The 23,830-nt window shown below is 62.4% G+C and carries 21 protein-coding genes; 4 read left to right on the top strand and 17 right to left on the bottom strand.

Annotated elements, in window-relative coordinates; genetic code table 11:
* Window positions 1-22 precede the first annotated feature (22 nt).
* The 3 genes from lpdA to ACLIMP_RS11125 are packed head-to-tail and all read right to left on the bottom strand — an operon-like array spanning window position 23 to window position 3,138.
* Window positions 23-1,441, bottom strand: a complete 1,419-nt coding sequence (gene lpdA, locus ACLIMP_RS11135; protein ID WP_324695116.1) for a dihydrolipoyl dehydrogenase — start codon at window positions 1,439-1,441, stop codon at window positions 23-25.
* Between the two features lie 4 nt (window positions 1,442-1,445).
* The gene (locus tag ACLIMP_RS11130) at window positions 1,446-1,784 is read right to left on the bottom strand and encodes an acyl-CoA thioesterase (RefSeq protein ID WP_054438984.1); all 339 of its coding nucleotides are present in this window, start codon (window positions 1,782-1,784) and stop codon (window positions 1,446-1,448) included.
* 43 nt (window positions 1,785-1,827) lie between these two features.
* A complete protein-coding gene (locus tag ACLIMP_RS11125) occupies window positions 1,828-3,138 on the bottom strand; it encodes a pyruvate dehydrogenase complex dihydrolipoamide acetyltransferase (protein ID WP_324695114.1) in 1,311 nt (436 codons plus the stop codon).
* A gap of 166 nt (window positions 3,139-3,304) precedes the next feature.
* On the opposite strand from ACLIMP_RS11125, the gene ACLIMP_RS11120 reads away from it, so the two are divergent.
* Window positions 3,305-3,760 (top strand): universal stress protein, encoded by a 456-nt coding sequence (locus ACLIMP_RS11120; protein ID WP_132468799.1) that lies wholly within the window; start codon window positions 3,305-3,307, stop codon window positions 3,758-3,760.
* 51 nt (window positions 3,761-3,811) lie between these two features.
* Here ACLIMP_RS11120 and rnr read toward each other — a convergent pair whose 3' ends face one another.
* From rnr to radA, 11 genes are all read right to left on the bottom strand, one after another.
* Window positions 3,812-6,064 carry a ribonuclease R gene (rnr, locus tag ACLIMP_RS11115; RefSeq protein WP_324695110.1) on the bottom strand — a complete coding sequence of 751 codons (2,253 nt, stop codon included), beginning with the start codon at window positions 6,062-6,064 and terminating at the stop codon, window positions 3,812-3,814.
* A gap of 62 nt (window positions 6,065-6,126) precedes the next feature.
* Window positions 6,127-7,002, bottom strand: a complete 876-nt coding sequence (locus ACLIMP_RS11110; RefSeq protein ID WP_054438935.1) for a sulfite exporter TauE/SafE family protein — start codon at window positions 7,000-7,002, stop codon at window positions 6,127-6,129.
* 288 nt (window positions 7,003-7,290) lie between these two features.
* Window positions 7,291-8,631: a M20/M25/M40 family metallo-hydrolase gene (locus tag ACLIMP_RS11105; protein ID WP_324695108.1), complete on the bottom strand. Its 1,341-nt coding sequence runs from the start codon at window positions 8,629-8,631 to the stop codon at window positions 7,291-7,293.
* 40 nt (window positions 8,632-8,671) lie between these two features.
* The gene (locus ACLIMP_RS11100) at window positions 8,672-9,256 is read right to left on the bottom strand and encodes a DUF805 domain-containing protein (RefSeq protein WP_443477845.1); all 585 of its coding nucleotides are present in this window, start codon (window positions 9,254-9,256) and stop codon (window positions 8,672-8,674) included.
* An 18-nt stretch (window positions 9,257-9,274) separates the two neighbouring features.
* Window positions 9,275-10,858 carry a proline--tRNA ligase gene (proS, locus tag ACLIMP_RS11095; protein WP_420719838.1) on the bottom strand — a complete coding sequence of 528 codons (1,584 nt, stop codon included), beginning with the start codon at window positions 10,856-10,858 and terminating at the stop codon, window positions 9,275-9,277.
* Window positions 10,859-10,911: 53 nt separating this feature from the next.
* Entirely contained in the window at window positions 10,912-11,469 is a 558-nt protein-coding gene (phaR, locus tag ACLIMP_RS11090; RefSeq protein ID WP_054438930.1) for a polyhydroxyalkanoate synthesis repressor PhaR, read from the bottom strand.
* Between the two features lie 95 nt (window positions 11,470-11,564).
* Complete coding sequence (gene alr / locus ACLIMP_RS11085; protein WP_324699043.1) at window positions 11,565-12,608, bottom strand: alanine racemase; 1,044 nt, start codon at window positions 12,606-12,608, stop codon at window positions 11,565-11,567.
* Window positions 12,598-14,226, bottom strand: coding sequence for an MFS transporter (locus ACLIMP_RS11080; RefSeq protein ID WP_324695102.1), 1,629 nt, complete (start codon window positions 14,224-14,226; stop codon window positions 12,598-12,600). The genes alr and ACLIMP_RS11080 overlap by 11 nt, the downstream gene beginning before the upstream one ends.
* A 59-nt stretch (window positions 14,227-14,285) precedes the next feature.
* Window positions 14,286-14,705: an iron-sulfur cluster assembly scaffold protein gene (locus tag ACLIMP_RS11075; RefSeq protein WP_324695100.1), complete on the bottom strand. Its 420-nt coding sequence runs from the start codon at window positions 14,703-14,705 to the stop codon at window positions 14,286-14,288.
* A complete protein-coding gene (locus ACLIMP_RS11070) occupies window positions 14,705-15,226 on the bottom strand; it encodes a CvpA family protein (protein WP_185997416.1) in 522 nt (173 codons plus the stop codon). The genes ACLIMP_RS11075 and ACLIMP_RS11070 overlap by 1 nt, the downstream gene beginning before the upstream one ends.
* A gap of 10 nt (window positions 15,227-15,236) precedes the next feature.
* Complete coding sequence (radA, locus tag ACLIMP_RS11065) at window positions 15,237-16,610, bottom strand: DNA repair protein RadA (protein ID WP_185997417.1); 1,374 nt, start codon at window positions 16,608-16,610, stop codon at window positions 15,237-15,239.
* Window positions 16,611-16,681: 71 nt separating this feature from the next.
* Between radA and ACLIMP_RS11060 the strand changes: the two genes are divergently transcribed.
* Window positions 16,682-18,982, top strand: a complete 2,301-nt coding sequence (locus ACLIMP_RS11060; protein ID WP_324695097.1) for a patatin-like protein — start codon at window positions 16,682-16,684, stop codon at window positions 18,980-18,982.
* Between the two features lie 49 nt (window positions 18,983-19,031).
* On the opposite strand, the gene dnaJ is transcribed toward ACLIMP_RS11060, so the two are convergent.
* Both dnaJ and dnaK read right to left on the bottom strand, forming a co-directional pair.
* A complete protein-coding gene (gene dnaJ / locus ACLIMP_RS11055; RefSeq protein ID WP_324695095.1) occupies window positions 19,032-20,162 on the bottom strand; it encodes a molecular chaperone DnaJ in 1,131 nt (376 codons plus the stop codon).
* 81 nt (window positions 20,163-20,243) lie between these two features.
* Window positions 20,244-22,154, bottom strand: a complete 1,911-nt coding sequence (gene dnaK / locus ACLIMP_RS11050; protein ID WP_324695093.1) for a molecular chaperone DnaK — start codon at window positions 22,152-22,154, stop codon at window positions 20,244-20,246.
* 205 nt (window positions 22,155-22,359) lie between these two features.
* On the opposite strand from dnaK, the gene ACLIMP_RS11045 reads away from it, so the two are divergent.
* Both ACLIMP_RS11045 and ACLIMP_RS11040 read left to right on the top strand, forming a co-directional pair.
* Window positions 22,360-22,896, top strand: a complete 537-nt coding sequence (locus tag ACLIMP_RS11045) for a copper chaperone PCu(A)C (RefSeq protein WP_324695091.1) — start codon at window positions 22,360-22,362, stop codon at window positions 22,894-22,896.
* Window positions 22,896-23,402: a vgr related protein gene (locus ACLIMP_RS11040; protein WP_185998780.1), complete on the top strand. Its 507-nt coding sequence runs from the start codon at window positions 22,896-22,898 to the stop codon at window positions 23,400-23,402. The genes ACLIMP_RS11045 and ACLIMP_RS11040 overlap by 1 nt, the downstream gene beginning before the upstream one ends.
* Window positions 23,403-23,488: 86 nt before the next feature.
* On the opposite strand, the gene ACLIMP_RS11035 is transcribed toward ACLIMP_RS11040, so the two are convergent.
* On the bottom strand, window positions 23,489-23,746 hold the full coding sequence (locus tag ACLIMP_RS11035; protein WP_054438912.1) for a YMGG-like glycine zipper-containing protein: 258 nt from the start codon (window positions 23,744-23,746) through the stop codon (window positions 23,489-23,491).
* Window positions 23,747-23,830: the final 84 nt, after the last annotated feature.

Raw genomic sequence — 23,830 nt, 5'->3', positions numbered from 1 at the left:
TTTTCGTCCGGAGACGCGATCCTTAGAAGTGGATAGCGCGACCGTAAGCCGAGAGCGTCGCCTCGTGCATCATTTCCGACAGTGTCGGGTGCGGGAACACGGTCTGGATCAGTTCGGCCTCGGTGGTTTCGAGGGTCTTGCCGACCACGTAGCCCTGGATCAACTCGGTAACTTCCGCGCCGATCATGTGAGCCCCCAGCAATTCGCCGGTCTTGGCGTCGAACACGGTCTTGATGAAGCCTTCCGGCTCGCCGAGAGCGATCGCCTTGCCGTTACCGACGAACGGGAAGTTGCCGACCTTCAGCTCGTAGCCCGCTTCCTTGGCCTTGGCCTCGGTCATGCCGACCGACGCCACCTGCGGGTGGCAGTAGGTGCAACCCGGGATGTTGTTACGATCGAGCGGGTGCGGGTGAACGTCCTTGTTGCCCAGTTCCTGAGCAATGGTTTCGGCAGTGGTGACACCTTCGTGGCTGGCCTTGTGTGCCAGCCAGGGGCCTTCCACACAGTCGCCAATGGCCCACACGCCCTTGACGTTGGTGCGGCCGTAGGGATCGACCTTGATGTGGAAGCGCTTGTCGGGTTCGATACCGAGATCTTCCAGCCCGATGTTCTCGACATTGGGGACAATGCCGATCGCGACGATGACATGGCTGAACTCGACCGTTTCGGTCTTGCCCTTCTTGTCGGTCAACGCAACCTTCACGCCGTCCTTGCCGACCGCGATATCGCCGGTCTTGGCGCCCGTCATGATCTTGAGGCCCTGCTTGGTCAGCGCCTTCTCGAGGAAGGTGGAGACGTCGGCGTCCTCAACAGGAACGATACGGTCCATCATCTCGACGACGGTCGTATCGACACCCATGTCGTTGTAGAAGCTGGCGAATTCGATACCGATCGCGCCCGAACCGATGACCAGGAGCTTCTTCGGCATTTCCTTCGGCGTCATCGCGTGGCGATAGGTCCACACGCGCTCTCCGTCGGCCTTGGGCTTGGGAAGGTCACGCGCGCGGGCACCCGTGGCGATGATGATGTGCTTGGCGGCCAGTTCGGTCGCCTTGCCGTCGGCATCGGTGACGGAGAGCTTGCCCGGAGCCACGAGCTTGCCGTTGCCGAAGTGCACGGCAATCTTGTTCTTCTTCATCAGGTGCGTAACGCCCTGATTGAGCTTGTCGGCTACCCCGCGCGAGCGCTTGACCACCGCGTCGAGGTCGGCGGTGATGTTGTCCGCCGCCAGGCCGTAATCCTTGGCGTGCTTCATCTGGTGGAACACCTCGGCCGAGCGCAGCAGCGCCTTGGTCGGGATGCAACCCCAGTTGAGGCAGATGCCGCCGAGGCGTTCGCGCTCGACGATGGCGGTCTTCAGTCCGAGTTGCGCACAGCGGATCGCCGAAACGTAGCCGCCGGGGCCGGAACCGAGGACGATGACGTCGTAAGTATCAGCCACTGAGTTATTTCTCCTGATCGATGACGCGCGGTTTGCCGAATTCGTTCACCGCGACGAAGGTGAACACCGCCTGTGTCACCTTCACTTCTTCCTCTTCATGCCGGTGCCGACGCCATGCCTCGATGGCGATGGTCAGCGAAGTACGGCCCACGCGCTGAATTTCGCCGTAGACCGAAACCTCGTCGCCAACCTTGACCGGCAGGTGGAACTGCATGCCGTCCATCGCCACCGTCACCGCGCGTCCGCGCGAGCGACGGGCGGCGACGAGGCCGGCACCCATGTCCATCTGGCTCATCAGCCAGCCGCCGAAGATGTCTCCATAGGCGTTGGCGTCAGCCGGCATGGCCGTGACCCGGATCACCGGATCGCGTGGATGCTCGCTCACGTCAGGCGACCATCCCGAGCGGGGTCTCGACGTATTCGCGGAACGCGGCCATCAGGCGCGCACCATCGGCGCCGTCCACCGCGCGGTGGTCGAAGCTGCCGGTTGCGCTCATGACGGTCGCCACGCCGAGCGTGCCGTCGGGCATGACCCACGGGCGCTTGTCACCCGCGCCGATCGCCAGGATGGTCGACTGCGGCGGGTTGATGACGGCCGAGAACTGCTTGATGCCCATCATGCCCATGTTCGAGATCGAGGCGGTGCCGCCCTGATACTCGCCGGGAGCAAGCTTGCCTTCGCGGGCACGCGTGCCAAGATCCTTCATGTCCTTGGCGATCTGCGAGAAGGACTTGCCGCTCGCATCGGTGACGATCGGGGTGATGAGCCCGCCGGGGATCGAGACTGCGACAGAGATGTCGGCTCGGGCGTAAGTGATCAGTTCGTTGCCGGCGAAGGTCACGTTGCACTCCGGCACGTCGATCAGCGCGCGGCCAAGTGCCTTGACCAGCATGTCGTTGACCGAGACCTTCACGCCCTGCTTTTCGAGCATGGCGTTCAGTTCGGCGCGCAGCGCCATAAGCTTGTCGAGGCGGACATCGACCGAAAGGTAGATGTGCGGCGCTTCCTGCTTGGACTGGGTAAGGCGCTTGGCGATCGTCTTGCGCATTCCCGAAAGCTTGGTGACCGCGTGCGGAACCCGATCGTCGAGCAGCGCACGGGTTTCCGGTGCCATGTCGACGGGAGGAGCCTTGGCTTCGGCGGCGGCGGGCGCGGCGGCAGCAGGCGCCGGAGCGGCGGCCGCAGGCTTGGCCGAACCGGGCTGCGCGCTTTCGACGTCTGCCTTGACGATGCGGCCGTTCGGGCCGGAACCCTTCACGGTGGCAAGGTCTACGCCCTTGTCGGCAGCGATACGCTTGGCAAGCGGCGAAGCGGCAACGCGGCCGTCCTTGGCAGCAGGCACAGAGGCGACCGGGGCAGGCGCGGCGGCAGCCGGAGCCGGAGCGGCATCGGCTGCCTTGGGGGCCTCGGTCTTGGCGGCGGCAGGTGCGGCGGAAACGGCACTGACGTCTTCACCTTCACCGGCGAGGACGGCGATCACGGTTCCAACCTTCACGCCTTCGGTACCTTCGGCGATCATGATCTTGCCGATGGTGCCTTCGTCGACGGCTTCGAACTCCATCGTGGCCTTATCGGTTTCGATTTCGGCCATGATATCGCCGGAGCTGACGGTGTCGCCTTCCTTAACCAGCCATTTTGCCAGTTTTCCCTCTTCCATCGTGGGGGACAGGGCGGGCATCTTGATCTCGATGGGCATGGAAGCTTGTGTGTCCCTTGTTTTCCTGGGGAGGTGTGCGGGGTCCGCCTTTCCTTGGACAAGTTGAGCCGCGCGCACAAGCGCCTTCGCACGCCTTTTTTCGCATTCGTGATGGCTTGCACCGTGACCTGAATAGCCCGATAACCCGTGTTCAAGAGGGAACACTATGCGCATCTACCTGGTCATCGTCGACGAAACGGAAGAAGCGCTGGTGGCGCTGCAATTCGCGGCGCGCCGCGCCGCGAAGACCGATGGTGCACTGCATCTGCTGGCCCTCGTGCCGCCCCAGCCGTTCAATGCCTTCGGGGGGGTTCAGGCTACCATCGAGGAAGAGGCCCGCGCCCGTGCGGAAACGCTGGTGACGGCCGCCGCCGGCAACCTTTTATCACAAGGCGCTAAGATGCCGGTAATCTCGGTCCGCATGGGCGAGGACATCAAGATCGTGCGGCAGTACCTGAAAGAGCACGCCGAGGTCTCGGCACTCGTGCTCGGCGCCGCCCGGGAAGGCGGGCCGGGCCCACTCGTTGCGCACTTCACCGGCGCCGGACTGGGGCAGATGCCCTGCCCCGTTTTCGTGATTCCCGGCACCCTCGATGCCGAAGCGATCGAGCGCCTGAGCTAGGATCGCAAAAGCGGCGTTCGTCCCGAAGCGAATTCGGGACGAAACGACCGACTACTTCCTGCGCCCCTGATGGCGAATGTTGCCGGGCCGCCCGCGCTTGCCGACGAAGTGCTTGCCCTTCTTCTTCAATTCCTGGGGCTTGCCGCGCGGCTCGATACGGCCGCCACCCTCTTCCAGCTCGAACTTGAGCGCACCGGTAAGCGGATTGGCCTCGGCCAGGCGCAGCCGCAGGATCTGGCCCATTGCATAAGTGGTGCCCGTGCTTTCGCCTTCGAGAATCTGTGCCTTCTCGTCATAAGAGAAGCGTTCCGCGCCCAGAGTCGAAACCGGCACCAGACCATCGCCACCAAGGCCGATGATCGTGGCGAAGAACCCGAACTTCTGAACTCCGGTGATGCGCGTGTCGAACACATCACCGACACGGGCGGAAAGCCATGCCGCAACGTATCGGTCGATCGTCTCGCGCTCGGCCTCCATGGCGCGGCGCTCGGCGGCGCTGATGGCCTCGCTGACGCGGCCGAGATCGTCACGGTCGCGCTCGGACAAGCCGGAGGTCGCGGGAATCTTGCCCTTGGGCGCCGGTTGCTCCAGTCCATAGGCATCGACCAGCGCGCGGTGGACCAGAAGGTCGGCATAGCGACGGATCGGCGACGTGAAATGGGCGTAAGAACCGAGCGCGAGGCCGAAGTGACCTTCGTTGCGCGGCCCGTAATAGGCCTGTGTCTGGCTGCGCAGCACCGCTTCCATGATGAGCGCCTTCTCGCTCTCATCCGCGATGTCCTTGAGCATGCGGTTGAACAGGCCCGGCGTGATGACCTGCCCAAGCGAAAGCTTGCGCCCGAAGGTGGCAAGATAGTCTTTCAGCGCCATGAGCTTTTCACGGCTGGGCACTTCATGGACACGGTAGACCACCGGCGCAACCTTGGCTTCAAGGGCCTTGGCTGCTGCAACGTTGGCGGAGATCATGAAATCCTCGACCACGCGGTGCGCGTCGAGACGCTCGCGCAGGGCGATCTCGGCAATGCGGCCCTGATCGTCCAGCTTTACCCTGCGCTCGGGCAGTTCAAGTTCGAGCGGATCGCGGTCGCTGCGCGCCTGGGCGAGCACCTTCCAGCAAGCCCACAGATCCTGAAGGTGCGATTCGGCACGGCCTTCATCAATGCTTGCCTGGGCCTCCTCGTAAGCGATCACTTCATGGATGCGGACGAGCGCGCGTGTGAACCGCCAACCAACGACCTTCCCCTGTGCATCGATCTTGAGGTGGCACGCCATGGCCGCGCGGTCCTCTCCCGAGCGCAGCGAACACACGTCGGCACTGAGCACTTCGGGCAGCATCGGCACGACGCGGTCGGGGAAATAGACCGAATTGCCACGCCGCCGCGCCTCGCGGTCAATCTCACCACCCGGCCGCACATAGAAAGAGACATCGGCGATGGCGATGAGTGCATCGAATCCGCCCTCGCCGTCCGGCTTGGCCCAGATCGCATCGTCATGGTCGCGGGCGTCCGAAGGATCAATGGCGACTATCGGCAGATGCCGCAGGTCTTCGCGCTTCTCGGCGCTGAGCGGCATCTTCGCCGCGGCCTCGGCTTCCTCGATGGTCTCTTCGTTGAAGCGGTTCGGGATACCGTGCTTGTGAATGGCGATAAGGCTGAACGCTTTGGGCGCCAGTGGCTCGCCCAGGATTTCCGTGACCTTCACCGATGGACGCGCGGATCGCCCGATCGGTTCGGCCAGAACCAACTCGCCCTTTTCGGCGCCGCCAAGGTCGGAAATCGGGGCAGAACTGCGGACACGCTTGTCAACAGGTGCCAACCATGGCTTGCCCGCACCGTCGATCTCGACGACCCCGAGAAGCTGCTCGGATCGCAGGGTGAGCTTCTTCATCGGCCAGGCGCGCCACCCGGTGGGAGTTTCCTCGGTGCGCGAAAGTACGCGATCGCCCTTCTTGAGCGCTGAACCACGCCCCTTCTCCACCAGGCGAATGCGCGGTGGCGGCGTTGCATCGTCCGGTGTCCAGGTGTCGGGAATGGCGATCGCCTCGCCTTCCTCGATCTGGACCACGCGAAGAACAGTGACCTTGGGCATACCGCCCATCCGATGAAATGCTGTGCGCTTGCCGTCGATCAGGCCTTCCTCGGCCATGTCCTTCAGCAGCGACTTGAGCTGAATTTTCTCCTGCCCTTTCAAGCCGAATTCACGCGCAATTTCGCGTTTGCCGACGGGGTCGGACGAATTCTGAATGAGATCGAGGATTTGCTGGCGTGTCGGCAGGCCAGGCTCGGGCCGGTTCTTGGGAGGCATGACAGCGCCATGCGCCCGTTCAGGGCTTATTGCAATGGCGCCGCATCATTGCGGCGCCGTCATCACGGGTGCTGTTCGGGAATTTCACCCTCGATTGTTGCGGCATGGGCTGTTGCCGGCGTTGGCAGCGCCTTGTCTGCCGAATTGGCCTTCAGGAACAGTTGCCAGGAGGAAACGGCGAGAACGCAGGCCAGAAGAGGCTGCAGAATCCTGTCCGGCGCATGGGACGAGAGGTAGCTTCCAAGAATGACCCCGGGGATCGATCCCAGCAGCAATACCGCCAGAAGTCCGAAGTCCACATCACCGATAAACCAGTGCCCCACGCCGGCGATAAGAGCCAGCGGCACGGCATGGGCAATATCGGAGCCGACGATGCGGGCGACGGGCAGCTTGGGATAGAGCATGAGCAGCACAGTCATGCCGATCGCGCCCGCTCCTACCGACGAAATCGATACCGCAACGCCGATTGCCGCTCCGAGCAGCACCGTCCCTCCCACGACCCGAGAGCGGGGCTGGTCCGGATTAATGTCATGCGCGAACTTGAGCAGCCATTTCCGACAGACAACCGCCACCGCCGTCAGGCCGAGGAGGACCGCCAGCGAGATCATGATGAGATGTTCGGTGGAATTGCCGATCTTGCCGAAGTACGACAGGAAACCGAGAGTTACGATGGCTGCCGGCACGCTGCCGCAAGCCATGCGGCGCACGATCGTCCAGTCGACAGTGTTGCGCTTGCCGTGAACCGCGGAACCGGCGATCTTGGTCACCGCGGCGAACAACAGGTCGGTGCCTACCGCTGTCTGCGGGCTTACGCCGAACAAAAGCACCAGCAGCGGCGTCATGAGCGAGCCTCCGCCAACCCCGGTCAGCCCCACCAAAATACCCACCAGCATACCGGCCAAGGCATGCAACAGGTCGAAATGTTGTGTCAGGCCCATGATCGCTTACCGTTTCCCTTGGATAACGGCGCCGTCCAGATATTCCCACGCTTTGGCAAGCGATAATGGCAAGTTGTTGCGATATATCCCGGGTTGTGCCCCGGCCTTGCGATTGTCATCCAGATCCCCTTCAGCCCGAATTTCCCGCATCACTGCTGCATAACAAGCCTATCCGCGAGCTGCGAACCGAGAATGCACCATCCTCGGTCAGCACACTCCCGATTGCAGGCATTGGCAACCGAATTGGACGCATCGGATCTTCCCTCGGCAATGCCTGAAACATCCGTTTCAAGGCAATTGCGCAAGCGGAGTAAAACCCCCGCCCGGAACGGCGGCTGCAATCGGACTGACGCTGCCGTCAGCCGCGATCGATCTTACGCCGAGTATCCAGTCGTCGCCGCGCAGTCCTTCAAGCTTCACGCTGGTTTGCGAAGTCTTCGCCACCAACGGCTGCGCTTCCCATTCCGGCGCATCGGTGCGTCGGCGCCATACCGAATAGCCGGCAGCCCCCGCCACTGCCTTCCAGGTCACGTCGGTCCAGGTCTTGACCGCGGCGTCCGCCACCGGCTCCGGTGGCATGGGTGCGCTGGCGAGCGCAGCCAGACCTGCGATGTTGAGGCGCGTGACCTTGGCGAGATAGGGGAAATCCATCTCATCGATGGTATCGCCGAACTTCACGCCGTTTTCGGTGCGCAGGTCCTGATGCTGATGGTCATAATCCTCGATCGCGACCGAGAATCTCACCGCCGGATTTCCCTGCTCCAGGAACGGAATCTGATCGCCGCCGCGCCCCATACGGTCGGCGCGCCAGACCTGCCGAACCGCGAGATCATCCTGAACGCCTCCTGCCAGAGCGGCAATGTAGCGAGAGATATTGCGGCCGGGACTATCGTTTTCACCACCAAAACGGCGGGCATCAGCGCGTGTCTTGTCCGTTGCGTCGGCACGCGGCCCTTCGGAAAACACGCGCACATGCCGATCATCCACGAGGCCGTCGGAACCATGAGTGCCGCCAACGATATCGTTGTTGAAGACGGCCTTGACAGTCCAGCCCTGTTTTCTGGCGTACTCCGCCAGCAGCTTGCCGCCATATAGCCCCTGCTCCTCGCCCGAAAGGGCGGCGTAGACGATCGTGGTCGGAAACTTTCGCCTGGACAGCACGCGGGCGGCCTCGAGAACGAGCGAGGTGCCTGAAGCATCGTCATTGGCACCCGGTGCATCGCTCTTGATGTCCATCACATCGGTCACGCGGCTGTCGATATGAGCCTGGACGATCACCACTTCATTGGGCCGTTCGGTACCGCGCTGTATCGCAACCACGTCCACCATCCTGACTGGCGTCGGAATGCGCGTACCGCTCACAATGGCTTCCGGCATGGTGACTTCGAGGCAACCGCCACAAGCCTTGGAGGTTTTGCGGAACTCGTCGGCGGCCCAGCGCCGGGCCGCGCCGATCCCGCGCTTTGGGTCGGTATCCGATGAAAGCGTGTGGCGGGTGCCGAAGGACACCAGTTTTTCCACATCGGCGCGCATCCGGCCTTCGGAAACTTCGGCCGAATCACCGGCTGAAGCGGGGACGGCGTAAATGATCGAGGCGGAAAGCGCAGTCGCGGCCAGAAGCTTGTTCATGTACGCGCTTGTCACGCCGGATATCCGGGTTGGCAAGAGGTCAGACGCGAACCGGCGGAGGTCCGTAGCGATTGGTCCCTGGGCTGGAAGGCCATACGCCGAACACGATGACAAGCAAAATGGCCGCGTAACCGAGCCGGCTGGCGCCCACCAATTTCGATTGCATCGCGAATGCCGTTTCAAAATTCTCCGGCGAAACGGAGCGCATAGTCGAAACGATCTCGTTCATTTTCGACCAGACAATCGCCTTCGAAGAGAGTGAGAGCAGGAACGTCAGAACCGATATCCAGCCCGGCCTCCCGGAATCGTGCAGGCGGCGGGCGAAAGCGGCCATCAGCAGGAGGCCGGCCAGAACCGAAACGATGGAGGACACCGTCATCGACGTCCTCATGTAACCGGCCATCTGGGCCATCAGGCGGACCTGCATGTCGGCCGCAGTGGCACCTTGTTGAGCGGCGCTGAAAGCGCCTTTCATCATTCCACCCATCATCGGCATGGCCATGACCATGCCGACGAGATACTGGATGACGACGAGGAAGAGGACGTAGAGCCAGAACGTCTGGCGGGCATCACGTCCCCTGAAGTTCAACAGGTTCGACAGGTTGTACTTGATCGATCCCAGCACGCCCTCTTCCCCTTCAGATCAGTAGGACCTTGCGACGTAGATCCGCTCGACCGCCGGCTCTCCGGAGAATACGCAAGGGCCAGTGACCGGCGCAGCGTCCAGCGGGGTGTTGCGGATGGTGAGCTTCAGCGCCTTCAGCTTATGCACCACGGCTTCGAGTTCGGCACCGGTCGGCCGCGACCATTCGACCTCGACCCAGCCCGGATAACGCTTGCCTTCCGAGAAGAAGGAAGCAAGTTCGTCGAAGCTCGCAGCGCGCGAGATGTTCGCATCGAGCTTGCCCTTCGCCTCGGCGAAGAGCGAGGTCTGGATATCCTCGATTTCTGTGGCCGCGCGGGCGATGAAATCTTCCTTCGCCATGGCAGCAAAGTTAGCCTTGGCCGCCTCGTTCCAGAGCTTGTTGCGGCGCAGCATCGAGACCTGCCCGCCGGCAGCATCGCGGCCGCCGATCTCGAGGATGAGCGGAACGCCCTTCTTGACCCAGGCCCAACGCTTCTGGGTCGCCTTGCCCGGACGCTTGTCGAGCAGGACGCGCAGCGGTTCCCCAAGTGCGAATTGCGTGACGAGCGCCTTGCGGAGTTCCTCGCAGTAAGCGAGCAATGCTGCGTCTTCGTCGTTGTCGCGCAGCATCGGCAGGATGACGATCTGGTGCGGCGCGATCATCGGCGGCACGCGAAGACCATCATCGTCGCCGTGCGTCATGATGACACCGCCGACCATGCGCGTGGAAGTGCCCCAGCTCGTCGTATGCGCGTACTGCTGGGTGCCTTCCTTGTCCTGATACTGAATGCCTGCCGCTTCGGCGAAGCCCGTCCCCAGGTAGTGCGAGGTGCCCGCCTGAAGCGCCTTGCCATCCTGCATCATGGCTTCGATCGAGTAAGTCGCGACCGCGCCGGGGAAGCGTTCATTCTCAGGCTTTTCGCCCGCGATCACCGGCATGGCCAGCTCGTTCTCGGCAAAGTCGCGATACATCTCGAGCGCACGCAGCGTCTCGATCATGGCATCGTCACGGTCGGCGTGGGCAGTGTGCCCTTCCTGCCAAAGGAATTCGCTCGTCCGCAGGAACATGCGGGTGCGCATTTCCCAGCGTACGACGTTGGCCCACTGGTTGACCATGAGCGGCAGGTCGCGCCAGGACTGCACCCAACGCGCCATGGCAGCGCCGATCACCGTCTCCGAAGTCGGGCGGACAATCAGCGGTTCTTCCAGCTTCGCTTCGGGATCGGGCACAAGGCCGCCCTTGCCGTCACCGACGAGGCGATGGTGAGTGACAATCGCCATTTCCTTCGCAAAGCCTTCGACGTGCTCGGCTTCCTTGGCGAAGTACGAAAGCGGAATGAACAGCGGGAAGTAGCAGTTCGTGACGCCGGCAGCCTTGATGCGGTCATCCATCAGGCGCTGGATGCGCTCCCAGATACCGTAGCCCCACGGCTTGATCACCATGCATCCGCGAACGCCCGATTCCTCGGCCATTTCGGCCTCGGAAATGACTTCCTGATACCACTGGGCGAAGTCGTCCTCGCGCTTGGTCGAGAGGGCGTGACGAATGGCGGACACGATTGCTTCTTCCTGATCTGCGATGCGACGGACCATCCGTTGCATTCAAGGCAATTCGCGGCGCCTTGTTCGCGCCGCGAAGGACCATGCGCAGACCCTTATTTGCCCAGCGCGTCAAGCCTCTTCTGGATTTCGGCCATCTGATCGCGCAGTGCCGAAAGATCGCCTGCCTCTCCGGCTGGAGGGGCTTTGGGCTCGGGCTTTTCCGCTCCCGGCATGAACGCGGCGGCGGCGGCCTTGAACATCGCCATGTTCTGTTCGGCCAGCTTCGCCAACGGGTTGTTGCCGAGGCTGTCCTCGAAAGCCTTGTGGAGCTTCGTCTGATTGGCCCGGAAGTTGTCCATCGAAGCTTCGAGATAGTGCGGAACCAGCGACTGCATCGAATTGCCGTACATGCTGATAAGTTCGCGAAGGAAATTCACCGGAAGCATCTGCTCTCCGTTGGATTCCTCCTCCATGATGATCTGCGTGAGGATCGTGTGCGTAATGTCGGTACCGCTCTTGGCATCGAGCACTTTGTAATCGACACCTTCACGGGTCATCTTCGCAAGATGATCGAGCGTGATGTAGCTCGAGGAACGTGTATTGTAGAGACGACGGTTTGCGTACTTTTTTATGATTACCGTGTTGTCGTCCTGCGACGCCGTTTCAGCCATTGCCAATCCCCAGTCCAGAATGACAACATGTTACCACCCGGTGTTGTCGCAACGCAACACAAATTGCTGCGCAGCAAAACTCCGGGTTAATCGCGTTAGCGACCGAACCTGCGCCCCAAAAGCGTGAGCAGTTCGTATTGCGACAATCCCGTCTTTGCAGCAGCCTCGGGAAGTGCATAGTCTGCGGAGACCCAATCGCCCTCTCCCAGTTCAGGAGCATGGGTCAGATCGATTACGGTCATGTCCATGCTGACCCTGCCGAGCACTGGCAATACGTGTCCCCCGGCGCGGAACACACCCCTGTCCGACCAGCACCGCAGATAGCCGTCGGCATAACCCAGCGCGACGGTTCCCACGCGCATGGGGGAGGTAACCTCATACGTAGCATTATAGCCGATCGTTTCTCCGGCGGAGACCGAACGCACCTGAAGGATGGCCGCTTCCGGCAGGACCACCTGCCTGAGATCGTCCGCCATCTCCGCCCGTGGCACGCCGCCGTAAAGCGCGATTCCCGGCCGCGTGATGTCCCCGTGGTAAGCGCTGCCAAGTGCAATCCCGGCGCTGTTGGCAAGGCTGGCGCGTTCATGACGCACTTGTCCGAGCGCCTGCCGCCAGCGAAGCCGCTGCCGTTCGTTAAGATCGCTTTCTTCCTCGGCCGATGCGAGATGCGATAGCACGATGTCGACATCCAGCGCTTCGACCGCCTCGTCACCCAGTTCGGAAAGCGAAACGCCGAGACGGTTCATCCCGGTGTCCACCATCAAATGGCAACGCCCACCGCCGCATTCGATCCAGCGCCGGGCCTGCGCAATCGAATTGATCACCGGAACCGTTCCTGTTGCACGGGCAAAGGCGGCATCCCCTGCACTAAGCGGGCCGTGCAGAACGGAAAGACCGGCAGAGCCGATACAGTCGAGCAGATCGGCGGCTTCACCCCAATGAGCTACGAAGAAATCCTGACAACCAGCCTCCCGCAGGACCGGCACGACTTCGCGCGCGCCAAGACCATAACCGTTGGCCTTCACCGCCGCCCCTGCCAGTGCACTTCCCGAAAGACGGTCCAGCGCTTGCCAGTTTGATTTCAGGGCCTCCCCATCAAAGGAGAGGCGGAGGGCGGAAGCAGGAACTTCAGGAAGCATCGTCACCATAATCGCGCGGAGGGCCGCCTCGCAGCCCCCACAGCGAGACGACGAGGGCCATCGCGACAACACCCCACGTATACCAGAGACCCTGATAGGGGTTGCCGCTGCTCGCGACCATGTAGCTGGAAATCAGCGGAAGGAAACCGCCAAAGTAGCCCGTCCCGATGTGATAGGGGATGGACATCGAACTGTACCGGATGCGCGGCGGAAACATTTCCGAAAGCAGGGCCGCTACCGGACCGTAAGTGGCACCGGACAAGGCCATCAGCACGATTAGCACAACTCCGATCGTCACGGCATCTCGCGCGCCTGGCGTGACTTTGGCGAAATCGTAGCCCGCCTCGCGCAGCCATCCCTGCAGGACAGCGCCTCGGCCTTTCCTGTCGCCCCACGGATAGGTTTCGAGCGGAAGCGCCTTGCCGCCGACCTGCAAGACAAGCTCCGGCGCGGCGGACAGGCGATAGGTCACGCCCGCTCCGGCGAGATCTCCAAGCAATTTCCCGCAGTTCGACTTCTGCTCGATATCGAAGGGATTGTAGCTGCAGTCAGGCCCGACAACGAAGACCGGCGCCTCCCGAGCCGCATGCGCAAGCTGGGGATTGGAATGACTCCCGATCAACCAGAAAGCGGGAAACAGCAGGAGCAAGGTCAGGGCATAGCCCCATATGATCGGCTTCCTGCGACCGATACGGTCAGACAGGCTGCCGAATATTACGAAGAAGACCATGCCCAGCGCCGCGGACGCACCAACGATCAGTTCCGCCGGCCTGTCCTCCATGCGCATGGCTCCCTTGAGGAAGCTCAGAGCGGAGAACATCGCGGTATACCAGATCACGGTCAGTCCGGCGGCGATCCCGAAGAGAGCGATGAAAATCCGCTTCCTGTTACCGGGGTAAGTGAGACTTTCGATAAAGGGGTTACCGGAAATTTCGCCCTGCGCCCGCATCGCCTTGAAGACCGGGCTTTCCGATAGCTTGAGGCGCATCCAGAGCGATATCGCCAGTAATGCGAGGCTGAGGATGAATGGCAGGCGCCAGCCCCACGCCTCCCATAGGGCTGGGCTCATGACCGATTTACAGCCAAGCACCACGATCAGGCTCAGCACGAAACCTCCGACGACGCTGGCCTGAATGAAGCCGGTGTAGAACCCGCGCCTGTTCGGCGGCGAATGCTCGGACACGTAGATCGCGGCGCCCCCATATTCCCCGCCGAGTGCGAGCCCCTGCAGCACGCGGAGCACCAGGATAATCGCAGGAGCCGCCCAGCCTATGGCATCGGCGGAGGGAATAAGGCCCACGCCGGCTGTCGCCACGCCCATCAGTGTGACCGTCACGAGAAACGTGTACTTGCGACCCAACTTGTCGCCGAGATATCCGAACAGGATCGCACCAAGCGGCCGGAACCCGAAGCCCACGGCGAAGCCGGCCCAGACCAACAGGGTCTCCAAAGTCGCATTGCCGGAAGGAAAGAAGGTCTTGCCGATAACCGCAGCAAGCGTGCCGTAAATGAAAAAATCGTACCACTCGAAAACCGTGCCCATCGAGGACGCGGCTATTACCAGCCTGATGTCGGACACGCTCGGCTGAACCGGTTTCCCAGGTGCTACCTCTGCCATTTCGATCTTCCCCCGCCGGTCCCGATTTCGAGATCCGTCAACGCGATCTAACCGCGCTTTCAGCCGATGGGAAGAACCTGCGTCGCCGCCTTCCAAGGGAGCATGACCGCACCATGGCGTGCCGGATAATCACGCGCAGCAGCGATCAAAACAAAGCCGGGCCAATCGGGAAGACCTTCCTCACCCGCCAACCACCGTGTAATTTTCGCAGCCGCATCATGCACTTGTGCAGAAGTCCGGCCGATTGCAGCGTCTGAAAAAATTGCAGCGGCAGCCTGTCCGATCGCGCAGGCCTGGCTGCGGACCCCCACGTGCACGATCCTGCCTTCAGCGTCCAGGTCGAGACCCAGCGCGATCGTGCTGCCGCAGCTTTGCGAGCGCGCCTCTGCCTTCAGCGACAGTGCTTCGTCCCAGGGGTGGCCCGCCAATTGAACGGCTAGCCCCAGGACTTCTGGCGTATAGAGCACTGCCGTCGACATCAATTGTCTGCCGCTTCGCTTGCTGCGGCTTCGTGTCGGCGTTCGGCAATCATCTTGACGAGCGCTTCGCTACTCGCGTTGACGAACGGATAGGTTCGCGCCTGCTTTATCCAGTCCGGCCGGCCGCCTGCACCCCAGATCGTGTCATAACCAAGCACCAGCACCGAAAACGCGAGAACCACGATAATCATGCCCTTCACCGCCCCGAAACCGAAACCCAGCACGCGATCGATCGGGCCAAGCACCGACGCGCGGCTCCGCTTGCCTGCCCAGCCTGCGATCAGCTTTACGGCAAAGAACGGAACCAGCAGCAGAAGCGCGAATGCCAGGACGGGTGTCGCCGATCCCGTGCCGGAATAGGGCTCGAGCAGGAGCGACACCGGCTCATGGAAAGCGCGGATGGCAAACACCGCAAAGACCCAGGCGCCCAGCGCCAGTATCTCTTGCACGAAACCACGAAGAAACCCGGTGGCGGCCCCCACGCCGACAAACACCAGAACAGCAATATCGAAACCGGTCATAAGCTACGAACTAGGCATCCCCCAGGATACGGTCAACGAGATTGGGCAGCATCGCAAGTCCGGTGAAGTCGATGTCCTTGGCGGATTCCGCTTTTGCACCGCCTGCCGGACCTATCGCGCGCCCGAATCCAAGCTTGGCCGATTCGCGCTGACGGATAGATGAATGGGAAACCGGCCGGATTTCTCCTGCCAGCGAAACCTCGCCGAACCAGACGGCATTCTTCGGTAGCGGGCGATCGCCCAGTGCCGAAACAAGCGCCGCAGCCACGGCCAGATCGGCGGCCGGATCGGCAAGCCGATAGCCGCCGGCGACGTTCAGATAGACTTCGGCACTGGAAAAGTTGAGCCCGCAGCGCGCTTCCAGAACCGCAAGCAGCATCGCCATGCGTCCCGAATCCCACCCCACTACCGCACGCCGCGGAGTCGCCCCGCTCTGGAGTCGCACGATCAGCGCCTGGATTTCGACCAGCACAGGCCGCGTGCCTTCCATGGCAGCGAAAACCGCGCTCCCGGGCATTTCCTGATCGCGACCGGACAGGAACAACATGGAAGGATTGCCGACTTCGGTCAGACCCGCCCCTTCCATGGCAAAGACCCCGATCTCATCGACCGGGCCGAACCGGTTCTTCAGGCTGCGCAGGATCCTGTACTGATGGCTACGCTCACCCTCGAAGCTCATTACCACGTCGACCATGTGCTCAAGGACGCGCGGACCGGCGATTGAACCATCCTTGGTAACGTGACCGACCAGCACGAGCGTGACGTCGTTTTCCTTGGCGTACCGGATCAATTCGAACGCGCAGCCGCGCACCTGGCTGACTGTGCCGGGAGCGCCCTCTATCGAATCGGAATGCATGGTCTGGATCGAATCGATGACCAGCAGGGCTGGCGCATCCATCATGCCCAGCGTGGTGAGAATGTCCCGTACCGAAGTTGCCGAAGCCAGCAGGATCGGGGATTTCGATAGGCCAAGCCGCTCCGCCCGCAGCCGGACCTGCCCTGCCGCCTCTTCACCACTTACATAGACGACGCTGCCACCCGAGTTTGCGATATGCGCGGAAGCCTGAAGCAACAGCGTCGACTTGCCGATGCCCGGATCGCCGCCCATCAGGATGGCGGAGCCCGGGACAAGACCTCCGCCCAGAGCCCTGTCGAATTCCGCATATCCACTCGCGCGGCGTTTGGGCAGTTCGCCGGGGGCATCGAGCGGCGTGAACTGGATCGGACGGCCGCCCGAAGACAGATCATGCTTGGACGAAAACACCGTTTGCGGCGCATCCTCGACCAATGTGTTCCACTCGCCGCAATCGGCGCATTGGCCTTGCCAGCGGCTGGAAACTCCCCCGCAGGACTGGCAGACATATCGACGTTTGGGCTTTGCCATGAGGTTCCGGGTATCTGGAACGGAATGAGAACGCAATTGCCTTTCTTCCAATATGCCGCCAACATGGAGCCATGCGGCAAAAGGAACTGCGGATCGCGCTGGTCTGCTACGGTGGTATCAGTCTGGCCGTCTACATGCACGGCGTTACCAAGGAGTTGTGGAAGACCCTTCAGGCAAGCCGCGCGTTCTGGGCGGGCGAAGAAGCTCCCGAAGGAACCGCCCGCGTCTACCGACGATTGCTGCAGCGGCTGGAAGAAGGAAGCAACCTGCGACTACGGGTGCTGACGGATATCGTCGCCGGCGCGAGCGCGGGCGGGATCAACAGCGTGTTCCTTTCCCAGGCGATCCATTCAGGCCAGTCGCTCGAGCCGCTGACCGAACTCTGGCTGGAAAATGCCGATATCGATGTGCTGCTCGATCCCGAAGCGCGCGCACGGTCGCAGGCGACCAAGTTCTGGGCCAGACCGATCGTATCCTACCTGTTGCACCGCCCCGGCAACGCGGTGAGCACCAGCGTAGCGCCGGAAACACGGGAAGAAGTACGCGAGAAACTCTCGCGCCTGATCCGATCACGCTGGTTCGAGCCCCCCTTCAGCGGTATCGGCCTGTCACGATTGCTGGCGGGCGCTTTTTCGGCGATGGAACGCGCAAACGCGGGACCTGCGCTCCTTCCACACGGACACCCGATCAATCTGTTCGTCACCGCCACCGACTTCAAGGGCCACCTCGAAACCCTGAGGCTCCATTCCCCCGAGCTGGTGCTCGAAAGCGAACACCGACTGACTATCGGGTTCGAGGCTTTGTCGGGCTCGGCAAATCTCGCCCCCATGCCGGAGCTCCTGCTAGCCTCGCGTTCGACCGCTAGCTTTCCCGGCGCGTTCCCGCCTCTGCAGATCGAGGAAATCGACAATCTCGTGTCCGAACTGAGCCTTGAGTGGCCGGATCGCGAGGCGTTCTTCCGTCGCATCATGCCAGAGCACAGCCTGCGCGGAGATCTCGACAAGGTCGCACTGATCGACGGCTCCGTACTCAACAATGCACCGTTCGCCGATGCCATGGCCGTGCTGCGCGATCGTCCGGCAACGCGAGAAGTGGACCGACGCTTCGTCTACATAGATCCCACGCCCGATCGTATCGGCGCCTCGATACGCCGACAAAAGACGGCGCCCGGTTTTTTCTCGACGATCTTCGGCTCGCTTTCCTCGATTCCGCGCGAACAGCCTATCCGCGACAACCTCGAAGCGCTCGAGCGCCAGTCGCAGGAGATGGCGACGATGCGCACCATCATCCTCGCCCTGCGGCCCGAAATCGAGGAAACGGTAGATCGCCTGTTCGGCAATACCTTCTTCCTAGACCGGCCCACCCCGAAGCGGCTCGCGGCGTGGCGCAACAAGGCACAGCTCGCCGCCCTCGAACAGGCCGGTTTCGCCTATCACGGCTACGTTCAGGTCAAGTTCTCGGGCATTGTCGCGACATTGGCGCGACTGGTTCACGAGGCGGCGCCCGACCTTGGCCTGTCGTCCAGCCAACCTGTCGTCCAGCGTCTGCACGATCATTTCACGCTCAGCGGGCTGGATCGGATCGAAGGCCTCAAGGGAGACGGTTCTCCGGGAATGATCGGGTTCTTCCGCAGTCACGATCTCGCCTTCAGGGTGCGCCGCCTGCGGCTTCTGGCACGCCGCGTCACGCAGGAATGGCAGCAGGAAGCCAGCGTAACCGAGGCCGAGCGGGACAAGGCGCGCGAAGCGATTTACGCCGCGCTTGCGCTCTATCTCGACCGAGAGCCCGCCGCTGCACTGGGAGAAGATTTTCCAGCACTGGCCGCCGGTGTCTTTGCGGACCCTGCAGCCGTGGTCGATCACGTCTGGAAAGCTCGAAACCTGGTCGAGATCGATGCACGGGTAGATGTCATGCTGGCCGAGGCACTGGCCGACATGCCCCAAGCTCTGCGCCGGCGCGTGCTGCTCGCCTATCTGGGATTCCCGTTCTACGATACTGTAACCCTGCCGCTGCTGCGCGGCGAAGGGCTGACCGAGTTCGACCCGGTTCGCGTCGACCGCATCTCGCCCGAGGATTGCCACATGATCCGCAAGGGGCCGGTGCTGCGCGGAACCGAATTCTACAACTTCGGCGCCTTTTTCAGCCGCGCCTACCGCGAGAACGACTACTTGTGGGGAAGGCTCCACGGTGCGGAGCGTATGGTCGACCTGATCGCCTCCTCACTTGAAGGCGAACATGCACTCTCACAGGGCGAAATGGCCGCATTCAAGCGGGACGCCTTCCTTGCAGTGCTTGATGAGGAAAAGAACAGGTTGACCGCCGATCCGGCGCTGCTTCGCGACCTTCGCGAAGATGTTTTGCGGGGCGGCTAGAGGAACCACATCGTCGTCCCGGAAGAGGTCCGGGACGACGATATGAACCTCATTCGGTCAGATCGTTCCAGGCTTCCTTGATCCGGTCGAAGAAGCCCTTGGACTGCGGGCATTCATCGCCGGTTTCGGTTGCCTGAAGCTCGCGCAGCAATTCCTTCTGGCGAGCGGAGAGCTTGGTCGGTGTTTCCACGCTGATCTCGACGACGAGATCGCCGCGGCCGCGCCCCTGAAGCACCGGCATGCCTGCACCGCGCTTGCGCAGTTGCTTGCCTGACTGGATGCCCGCGGGAATATCGATCGTGATCGGATCACCGTCGATGTTCGGAATCTCGATCGACCCACCAAGTGCTGCCGTAGTGAAGGTGATCGGTACGCGTGTGAGCAGTGTCGTTCCGTCTCGCTCGAACACCCGGTGACGCTTGACGTGCAGGAAGATGTAGAGATCTCCGGGAGGCGCGCCGAAAGGCCCGGCCTCGCCTTTGCCGGACAAGCGAATGCGCGTGCCCGAATCGACTCCTGGCGGGATGTCGACCTGCAAGGTCTGCGGCTTGTCCACGCGCCCTTCACCGCCGCAGGAGCGGCATGGCTTCTCGATCACTTCGCCCCGGCCGTGACAGGTCGGGCAAGTGCGCTCCACCACGAAGAAGCCCTGCTGGGCACGAACCTTGCCGTGGCCCGCGCACATGTTGCACGCGCGCTTGCCTGTGCCCGGTTCGGCGCCAGAACCGCCGCAAGGCTCACAGCTCTGCGACACTTCGATGGTGATTTCGGTCTGCTTGCCATGGAACGCCTCGTCGAGGCTGACTTCCATGTCATAGCGCAGATCGGCGCCGCGACGCGCCTGCTGCCGACCGCCGCCACCGAAGGCACTGCCGAAGATGGATTCGAAGATGTCTCCGATGTCGCCGAACTCGGCGCCACCGGCATGACCGCCACCGCCCATTCCCTGCTGGAACGCCGCATGACCATAACGGTCGTAGGCAGCCCGCTTCTGGGGGTCCTTGAGGCAATCGTATGCCTCGCTGATCTGCTTGAAGCGCGCTTCGGAATCGTCGCACCCCGGATTCTTGTCGGGATGATAGCGCATCGCGAGCCGGCGATATGACGACTTGATAGTCTTGTCGTCGGCGCTGCGCTCTACTTCAAGCAGTTCGTAATAGTCGATTTCGGTAGCTGACACGTCTCGTTATTCCCCGCGTGCGACCTGGCCGCCACCGTTACGTCCGGTAACGATGGCGGCCACGCTTGTCATGAGGACCGATCAGCCCTTGTTTTCGTCGACTTCCGAGAATTCGGCGTCGACGACATCGTCGTCACCACCGGCCGGAGCGGCTTCCGGAGAAGCGGCAGAGGCCTGCTCCTTCTCGTAGATGGCCTGACCCATCTTCATCGCGACTTCGGTCAGAGCCTGCGACTTGGCAGTGATCTCGGCGGGCTCACCGCCTTCGATCGCGGCCTTGGTCGCGGCGATGGCCGCTTCGACTTCCGCCTTCAGGCCGGCGTCGATCTTGTCGCCATGTTCGACGATCTGCTGCTCGGTCGCATGGACGAGGCTGTCGGCGTTGTTCTTGGCCTCGGCAGCCTCGCGACGCTTCTTGTCCTCCTCGGCAAACTTCTCGGCATCCTTGACCATCTGGTCGATGTCGTTGTCCGACAGACCGCCCGATGCCTGGATGCGGATCTGCTGCTCCTTGCCAGTGCCCTTGTCCTTGGCCGAAACGTTGACGATGCCGTTCGCGTCGATGTCGAAAGTGACTTCGATCTGCGGCACGCCCCGGCGCGCGGCCGGAATGCCCACCAGGTCGAACTGGCCGAGCATCTTGTTGTCCTGCGCCATCTCGCGCTCGCCCTGGAACACGCGGATGGTCACCGCCTGCTGGTTGTCCTCGGCGGTAGAGTAGACCTGGCTCTTCTTGGTCGGGATCGTCGTGTTACGGTCGATCATCTTGGTCATGATGCCGCCCAGCGTCTCGATACCCAGCGACAGCGGGGTCACGTCCAGCAGCAGCACGTCCTTGACGTCGCCCTGAAGCACGCCGGCCTGGATCGCGGCGCCCATGGCGACGACTTCGTCAGGGTTCACGCCGGTGTGCGGATCCTTGCCGAAGAAGTCCTTCACGACTTCACGGACCTTGGGCATGCGGGTCATACCGCCAACCAGCACGACATCGTCGATGTCCTTGGCCGAGACACCGGCGTCAGCCAGAGCCTTCTTGCAGGGCTCGAGCGTGCGCTGAATCAGGTCCGCAACCATCTTTTCAAGGTCGGCGCGGGTGATCGTCTCCACGAGATGTAGCGGGGTGGTGGCACCGCCTTCCATGCGTGCGGTGATGAAGGGCAAGTTGACCTCGGTCGTCGCGGTGGACGACAGTTCGATCTTCGCCTTCTCGGCCGCTTCCTTCAGGCGCTGCAGGGCGAGCTTGTCGCTGCGCAGGTCCATGCCTTCCTTGGCCTTGAACTTGTCGGCCAGCCATTCAACCAGCTTGGTGTCGAAGTCTTCACCGCCCAGGAACGTGTCGCCGTTGGTCGACTTCACTTCGAACACGCCGTCGCCGATTTCGAGGATCGAAACGTCGAAGGTACCGCCGCCAAGGTCATAAACGGCGATGGTCTTGCCGTCCTGCTTGTCGAGGCCGTAGGCCAGTGCGGCCGCGGTCGGTTCGTTGATGATGCGCAGCACTTCCAGACCGGCGATCTGGCCGGCGTCCTTGGTCGCCTGGCGCTGTGCGTCGTTGAAGTAGGCGGGCACGGTGATGACGGCCTGCGTCACGGTCTCGCCGAGGTACGATTCGGCGGTTTCCTTCATCTTCTGCAGAGTGAAGGCCGAGATCTGCGACGGGCTGTAGTCTTCGCCGCCGGCCTGGACCCAGGCGTCACCGTTCTTGCCCTTGACGATGTGGTACGGAACCAGCTCGGTGTCCTTCTTGGTCACCGGATCGTCGAAGCGGCGGCCGATGAGGCGCTTTACCGCAAAAATCGTGTTGTCGCCGTTGGTCACGGCCTGGCGCTTTGCCGGCTGCCCGATCAGGCGCTCACCATCCTTGGTGAAAGCGACGATCGAGGGCGTCGTGCGGGCGCCTTCTGAATTTTCGATTACCTTGGGCTTGCCGCCGTCCATGACGGCGACGCAGCTGTTGGTGGTGCCAAGGTCGATACCAATTACTTTTGCCATTATCCCCATTCCTCACGTCAGTGGATGACACCATGCGGATCGCCTCCCTCCATAAGGCAAGGCGGCTTGCACGGCTCGATGACGTTCAAGTCGTCGCACCGGCATATAGGTGTGGTTTCGCTTGGAACAAGTCTGTCTCGATGGCATTACGCCGGGGAAATTTTCAGTGCCCCGTCATGAGCCTGCCCGAGAGGATCGACCTGCCGTGAAGCCGCTTCGTTTGCTGACCCTTGCCAGTGCCCCCGCCCTGCTTTTCGTGCTCGCCGCCTGCCAGCAGGGCGAAGCCCCAACGTCGCAGGAAACCGCCACACAGTCGGCTGAAGGCGCTGTCGGCCCAACGGCAAAGCCGGGCATCAGCGCAAGCGACGGGCACCTGGTCCTTCCCGTGGTAAGCGGCCGCCCGGGCGCGGTCTACTTCTCTGTGCGCAACGATGGTCCGGCCGCCGTGAAGCTTATCGGCGTACACGTCACGGGGGCAGGCAGCGCCCAGATGCACAAGACCGACGGCGGCAGCATGGCGGCTGTCGATTCGCTTGAAATCGCACCCGGTGCACAGGTCGAATTTGCACCCGGCGGCCTTCACGTCATGGCGTTCGACATCGGCGAAAGCGTGAAATCCAGCGGAACCGCTGAACTCACCCTCACCTTCTCCGATGGAGACAAGCTGTCGATGCCCTTGCGGGTGGAAACGATGGGCGGGGACATGCCCGGAGGCGGAGACATGCCGGGGATGAACCACTGATCGCGGGCCTTCCACTCGCGCTCCCGGACAGCCCCTGCCCACCCGGAGGAGAGCGCAAGCTGACCGCCGGCGAAACGGCGCTAGTGCGCTCGATATTCGGAGAAGCGGTGGACTGCAGGCCCGTGCGCATCCGGCGCAGGCGGTGGTTTCCTTTCCAGCCCGCCAATGTGGCGATGGCGCCTTGCGGCCATATCCATTTCGCCGGCGCCTCGGACCTCTATCGCGATGATTTTTCAGACGCGCCGATTGGGATGCAGGGCCTCTTCATTCACGAAATCACGCATGTCTGGCAGGCGCAACAACGAGGTCGATGGTATCTTCCACTGATGCGCCACCCCTTCTGCCGCTACGATTATGCGCTGCGACCGGGCTGGACGCTCGCCAGGTACGGGATCGAACAGCAGGCGGAAATCGTGCGCCATGTCTTCATGCTCGAACGAGGCTGGCAAATTCCGGGCGCGCCGCCACTGGCCAGCTATTGCGGAATTCTTCCGTTTTCTGCCTGAGCCCGGCTATCCCGACGAAAAGGCGCCACGAAAAGAGGCGCGCGAAACGTTCCGCGCGCCTCTTTTCGTTGGATGACCCCAAGTTTTCAGCAATCGCGGTCCCAATAACGGTTCCCGCGGCGGTCGTAGCGATAGCAACCGTCGTGCTTCTTTGCAGTGGAGCCCGCGACAGCGCCTGCCGCTGCCCCGATGGCCGCGCCGGTGCCGACGTCGCCGCCGGTAATGGCACCGACGCCCGCGCCGAGAGCGCCGCCGGCAAGGGCGCCTTCGCCCGCGTAGTTACTGGCGCAACCGGCGATGCTGAATGCCCCGGCGGCGAGGATGGGAAGTATGAGCTTGCGCATGGAATCTCTCCGCTGAAAGTCAGGTTTGTCTACCTGCTCAACGGCTCCGGCGCGGACGGGTTCCATGTCGCCCCGTCAAACATC

The organism is Novosphingobium aeonii (assembly GCF_052279045.1).
GTDB lineage: Bacteria > Pseudomonadota > Alphaproteobacteria > Sphingomonadales > Sphingomonadaceae > Novosphingobium.
This window is presented reverse-complemented; position numbering and strand designations above follow the sequence as displayed.